Origin of the sequence: Chryseobacterium oncorhynchi (assembly GCF_002899895.1) — a bacterium.
GTDB classification, from domain to species: Bacteria; Bacteroidota; Bacteroidia; order Flavobacteriales; family Weeksellaceae; genus Chryseobacterium; species Chryseobacterium oncorhynchi.
Window position 1 is genome coordinate 1 of record NZ_PPEI02000015.1, and the last position, 5,611, is coordinate 5,611.

A 5,611-nucleotide genomic window follows, 5' to 3' on the forward strand; every position below is an offset into this window, starting at 1 on the left:
AAAAAAAATCCTTTATCGTAATGATAAAGGATTTTAAAAATAAAATAAAAACTGGCGGCGGCCTACTCTCCCGCGTTAGCAGTACCATCGGCGCTGGTGGGCTTAACTTCTGTGTTCGGAATGGGAACAGGTGAGCCCCACCGCTAAAACCACCCTAAAGGTTGTATATAGCTGGGAACTGTTGGTATTTACCGAACAGCCTAGCGTTTTTAATCGATAAAAACTTTCACAAAGAGGTAACCTTGCTGCACTTCCGTGCGCCATATTAGGCTATAAATCTACGGGTAATTAGTACTACTCGGCTATGACATTACTGTCTTTACACCTGTAGCCTATCAACGTCGTCATCTCCAACGACCCTTAAAAGATGTCTCATCTTGAGGCGAGTTTCGCACTTATATGCCTTCAGTGCTTATCTCTTCCAAACGTAGCTACTCAGCGGTGCACCTGGCGGTACAACTGATACACCAGAGGTTTGTTCAATTCGGTCCTCTCGTACTAGAATCAAGCCCTCTCAAACATCTAACGCCCGCAATAGATAGAGACCGAACTGTCTCACGACGTTCTGAACCCAGCTCGCGTGCCACTTTAATGGGCGAACAGCCCAACCCTTGGGACCTTCTCCAGCCCCAGGATGTGACGAGCCGACATCGAGGTGCCGAACCTCCCCGTCGATGTGAGCTCTTGGGGGAGACTAGCCTGTTATCCCCGGAGTACCTTTTATCCTATGAGCGATGGCCCTTCCATACGGAACCACCGGATCACTATGTCCTGCTTTCGCACCTGATCGACTTGTAGGTCTCACAGTCAAGCACCCTTATGCCATTACACTCTACGCACGGTTACCAAGCGTGCTGAGGGTACCTTTGAAAGCCTCCGTTACTCTTTTGGAGGCGACCACCCCAGTCAAACTACCCACCACGCAATGTCCTTCCATTCAGAAGTTAGGCTCCAAGTAAGTAAAGGGTGGTATTTCAACGTTGGCTCCACCTACACTAGCGTGCAAGCTTCAAAGCCTCCCACCTATCCTACACATTACTTACTCAAAGTCAATACGAAGTTATAGTAAAGGTTCACAGGGTCTTTTCGTCCCATTGCGGGTACTCGGCATCTTCACCGAGACTACAATTTCACAGAGCTCATGGTTGAGACAGTGCCCAGATCGTTACACCATTCGTGCAGGTCGGAACTTACCCGACAAGGAATTTCGCTACCTTAGGACCGTTATAGTTACGGCCGCCGTTTACTGGGGCTTCAGTCAATGCCTTCGGTTTAACCCTAAGCACCTTCCTTAACCTTCCAGCACCGGGCAGGTGTCAGACCCTATACTGCATCTTTCGATTTTGCAGAGTCCTGTGTTTTTGATAAACAGTCGCCTGGGCCTCTTTACTGCGGCCACCATTGCTGATGGCGTCTCTTCTCCCGAAGTTACGAGACTATTTTGCCTAGTTCCTTAACCATGATTCACTCTAGCACCTTAGGATTCTCTCCTCGACTACCTGTGTCGGTTTTGGTACGGGTTGCTTCACTTCGGCTTTTCTTGGAAGCACTTTCCCTGCAGCAGCTTCGCCCGAAGGCTAGGCCTTGACTATTCCGTCAGTCTCCAGCAGGTACGGTACTCCGTCCCCTTTTTAGTGTGAGCAAGTATGGGAATATTAACCCATTGTCCATCCACTACCCCTTTCGGGTTCGCGTTAGGTCCCGACTAACCCTCAGCTGATTAGCATGGCTGAGGAAACCTTAGTCTTTCGGTGAGCGGGTTTCTCGCCCGCTTTATCGTTACTTATGCCTACATTTTCTTTTCTATCCGCTCCACAATACCTCACAGTACTGCTTCGGCGCAAATAGAATGCTCTCCTACCAGATATACCCCTAAGGTATAAATCCATAGCTTCGGTAATATGTTTATGCCCGATTATTATCCATGCCGGACCGCTCGACTAGTGAGCTGTTACGCACTCTTTAAATGAATGGCTGCTTCCAAGCCAACATCCTAGCTGTCAATGCAGTCCAACCGCGTTGCTTCAACTTAACATATATTTGGGGACCTTAGCTGTTGGTCTGGGTTCTTTCCCTCTCGGACATGGACCTTAGCACCCATGCCCTCACTGCCGTAGAACATTTATTAGCATTCGGAGTTTGTCAGGAATTGGTAGGTGGTGAAACCCCCGCATCCAATCAGTAGCTCTACCTCTAATAAACTTATATACGACGCTGCACCTAAATGCATTTCGGAGAGTACGAGCTATCTCCCAGTTTGATTGGCCTTTCACCCCTACCCACAGGTCATCCGAAGACTTTTCAACGTCAACCGGTTCGGTCCTCCACTCTGTGTTACCAGAGCTTCAACCTGCCCATGGGTAGATCACAAGGTTTCGCGTCTAATCCTACTAACTATACGCCCTATTCAGACTCGCTTTCGCTCCGGCTCCGGTACTTAATACCTTAACCTCGCTAGTAAAATTAACTCGTAGGCTCATTATGCAAAAGGCACGCCGTCACACCATATAGGTGCTCCGACCGCTTGTAGGCGTACGGTTTCAGGTTCTATTTCACCCTTCTATTCGAAGTGCTTTTCACCTTTCCTTCACAGTACTTGTTCACTATCGGTCTTTCAGGAGTATTTAGCCTTGGAGGATGGTCCCCCCATATTCAGACAGGATTTCACGTGTCCCGCCCTACTCATTTATCACTTAAATATGCCTTTCATATACGGGGCTATCACCCGCTACGGCTGTTCTTTCCAGAACATTCTATTAAACATAAATTAGCTTTTGGGCTAATCCGCTTTCGCTCGCCACTACTTACGGAATCTCTTCGATTTCTTTTCCTCCGGGTACTTAGATGTTTCAGTTCTCCGGGTTTGCTCTCTAATAAATTAGAGTGACTGGTCTTCAACCAGCCGGGTTGCCCCATTCGGACATCTGCGGATCAATTCGTGTGTGCCAATCCCCGCAGCTTTTCGCAGCTTACCACGTCCTTCTTCGCCTCTGAAAGCCTAGGCATCCGCCATACGCCCTTAACGATTTCTTTCCTAATAATTATATTAGTTCAGTATTTTTTGATAAATTAAATTTATCGATATTTTTATAAACTCGGCACTCGAAAGTGCTCGGTTATCTCTTTGTGATGTCTTTACCGTTAATGTCAATGATCTTAATGTCTTCTTGTCCGTCTGATGAACAGATATTGTTTTTGGCTCTATCCGTAACTTTTAAATCAAACTTCCAAAACTGTGGAGAATAAGGGAGTCGAACCCTTGACCTCCTGCGTGCAAGGCAGGCGCTCTAGCCAGCTGAGCTAATTCCCCTCTAGTGGTATGTACTCTGTATAATCTAAACTATACTCTTTACATCCCTTTAATTAGTAGTCTCGGGCAGGCTCGAACTGCCGACCTCTACATTATCAGTGTAGCGCTCTAACCAGCTGAGCTACGAGACTTTGTTATGAGTTATGGGTATAAGTAATAGTAATATCCTCTCTTCCCTTGCTCAATCTCTTCCCTATACTAATTTCTAGTGGGTTTTGTTATTATATATATATATCAACCAAATAAAAAACTAAAGCTTCTGCTTTAAGTAAGTGCATGTATCTTGCGATACTAATTTTTTTATCGTCTTACGACGCTCTAAAATGAGATGTTCCAGCCGCACCTTCCGGTACGGCTACCTTGTTACGACTTAGCCCTAGTTACCTGTTTTACCCTAGGCAGCTCCTGTTACGGTCACCGACTTCAGGTACCCCAGACTTCCATGGCTTGACGGGCGGTGTGTACAAGGCCCGGGAACGTATTCACCGCGCCATGGCTGATGCGCGATTACTAGCGATTCCAGCTTCATAGAGTCGAGTTGCAGACTCCAATCCGAACTGAGACCAGCTTTCGAGATTTGCATCACTTCGCAGTGTAGCTGCCCTCTGTACTGGCCATTGTATTACGTGTGTGGCCCAAGGCGTAAGGGCCGTGATGATTTGACGTCATCCCCACCTTCCTCTCTACTTGCGTAGGCAGTCTCACTAGAGTCCCCAACTTAATGATGGCAACTAGTGACAGGGGTTGCGCTCGTTGCAGGACTTAACCTAACACCTCACGGCACGAGCTGACGACAACCATGCAGCACCTTGAAAAATGTCCGAAGAAAAGTCTATTTCTAAACCTGTCATTTCCCATTTAAGCCTTGGTAAGGTTCCTCGCGTATCATCGAATTAAACCACATAATCCACCGCTTGTGCGGGCCCCCGTCAATTCCTTTGAGTTTCATTCTTGCGAACGTACTCCCCAGGTGGCTAACTTATCACTTTCGCTTAGTCTCTGAATCCGAAAATCCAAAAACGAGTTAGCATCGTTTACGGCGTGGACTACCAGGGTATCTAATCCTGTTCGCTCCCCACGCTTTCGTCCATCAGCGTCAGTTGTTGCTTAGTAACCTGCCTTCGCAATTGGTGTTCTAAGTAATATCTATGCATTTCACCGCTACACTACTTATTCCAGCTACTTCAACAACACTCAAGACCTGCAGTATCAATGGCAGTTTCACAGTTAAGCTGTGAGATTTCACCACTGACTTACAGATCCGCCTACGGACCCTTTAAACCCAATAAATCCGGATAACGCTTGCACCCTCCGTATTACCGCGGCTGCTGGCACGGAGTTAGCCGGTGCTTATTCGTATAGTACCTTCAGCTACCCTCACGAGGGTAGGTTTATCCCTATACAAAAGAAGTTTACAACCCATAGGGCCGTCGTCCTTCACGCGGGATGGCTGGATCAGGCTCTCACCCATTGTCCAATATTCCTCACTGCTGCCTCCCGTAGGAGTCTGGTCCGTGTCTCAGTACCAGTGTGGGGGATCACCCTCTCAGGCCCCCTAAGGATCGTTGACTTGGTGAGCCGTTACCTCACCAACTATCTAATCCTGCGCGTGCCCATCTCTATCCACCGGAGTTTTCAATATCAACTGATGCCAGTCAATATATTATGGGGTATTAATCTTCCTTTCGAAAGGCTATCCCCCAGATAAAGGCAGGTTGCACACGTGTTCCGCACCCGTGCGCCGCTCTCAAGATTCCGAAGAATCTCTACCGCTCGGCTTGCATGTGTTAGGCCTCCCGCTAGCGTTCATCCTGAGCCAGGATCAAACTCTCCATTGTATGTTTGTCTGACTCACTCAAAGTTTTGACGCTTTAGTTTTTCCTTACTTGGTTGTTATATTGTATGTCAATGATCTTTATATCTTTCGCTTTATAACGAAACAATCTTCTCTGTCAGTGTTGCTCCGTATTTGCGAGTGCAAAAGTAAAACTTTATTTTGTAATGACCAAATGTTTTAAGAAATAAATTTAAAGTTTTTTAAGTAACCCTAAACTCTCCCACAAACCTCAATCATCCTACTCCTGCGCTCCCATTTTATTGGGACTGCAAAGATACAAACTCTTTTTTATCTCGCAAATTTTATAACCTAAAATTTGAAAGTTTTTTTTTAATCTGTTCTTTCGTAGTCTATTATGTTTACGCCTATCTAAAGGCTTTCTGCGCTACTGAATGTACTCTCGTTTTCAGTGGGGCAAAGATAGAAACTTATACCACAACTCGCAAACTTATTTAACATAAAAT

At 46.4% G+C, this 5,611-nt stretch carries 2 tRNA genes and 3 rRNA genes; all 5 read right to left on the bottom strand.

The features are described from left to right. Positions 1-49: 49 nt before the first annotated feature. Positions 50-157, bottom strand: a 5S ribosomal RNA gene (rrf, locus tag C1638_RS21960). A 111-nt stretch (positions 158-268) separates the two neighbouring features. Continuing rightward, a 23S ribosomal RNA gene (locus tag C1638_RS21965) occupies positions 269-3,033 on the bottom strand. 203 nt (positions 3,034-3,236) lie between these two features. Continuing rightward, positions 3,237-3,310: transfer RNA gene (locus tag C1638_RS21970), tRNA-Ala, on the bottom strand. Positions 3,311-3,367: 57 nt separating this feature from the next. Further along, positions 3,368-3,441, bottom strand: a tRNA-Ile gene (locus tag C1638_RS21975). Between the two features lie 190 nt (positions 3,442-3,631). Continuing rightward, positions 3,632-5,148 (bottom strand): 16S ribosomal RNA (locus tag C1638_RS21980). The 16S, 23S and 5S rRNA genes sit together here with 2 tRNA genes alongside, the layout of an rRNA operon. Positions 5,149-5,611: the final 463 nt, after the last annotated feature.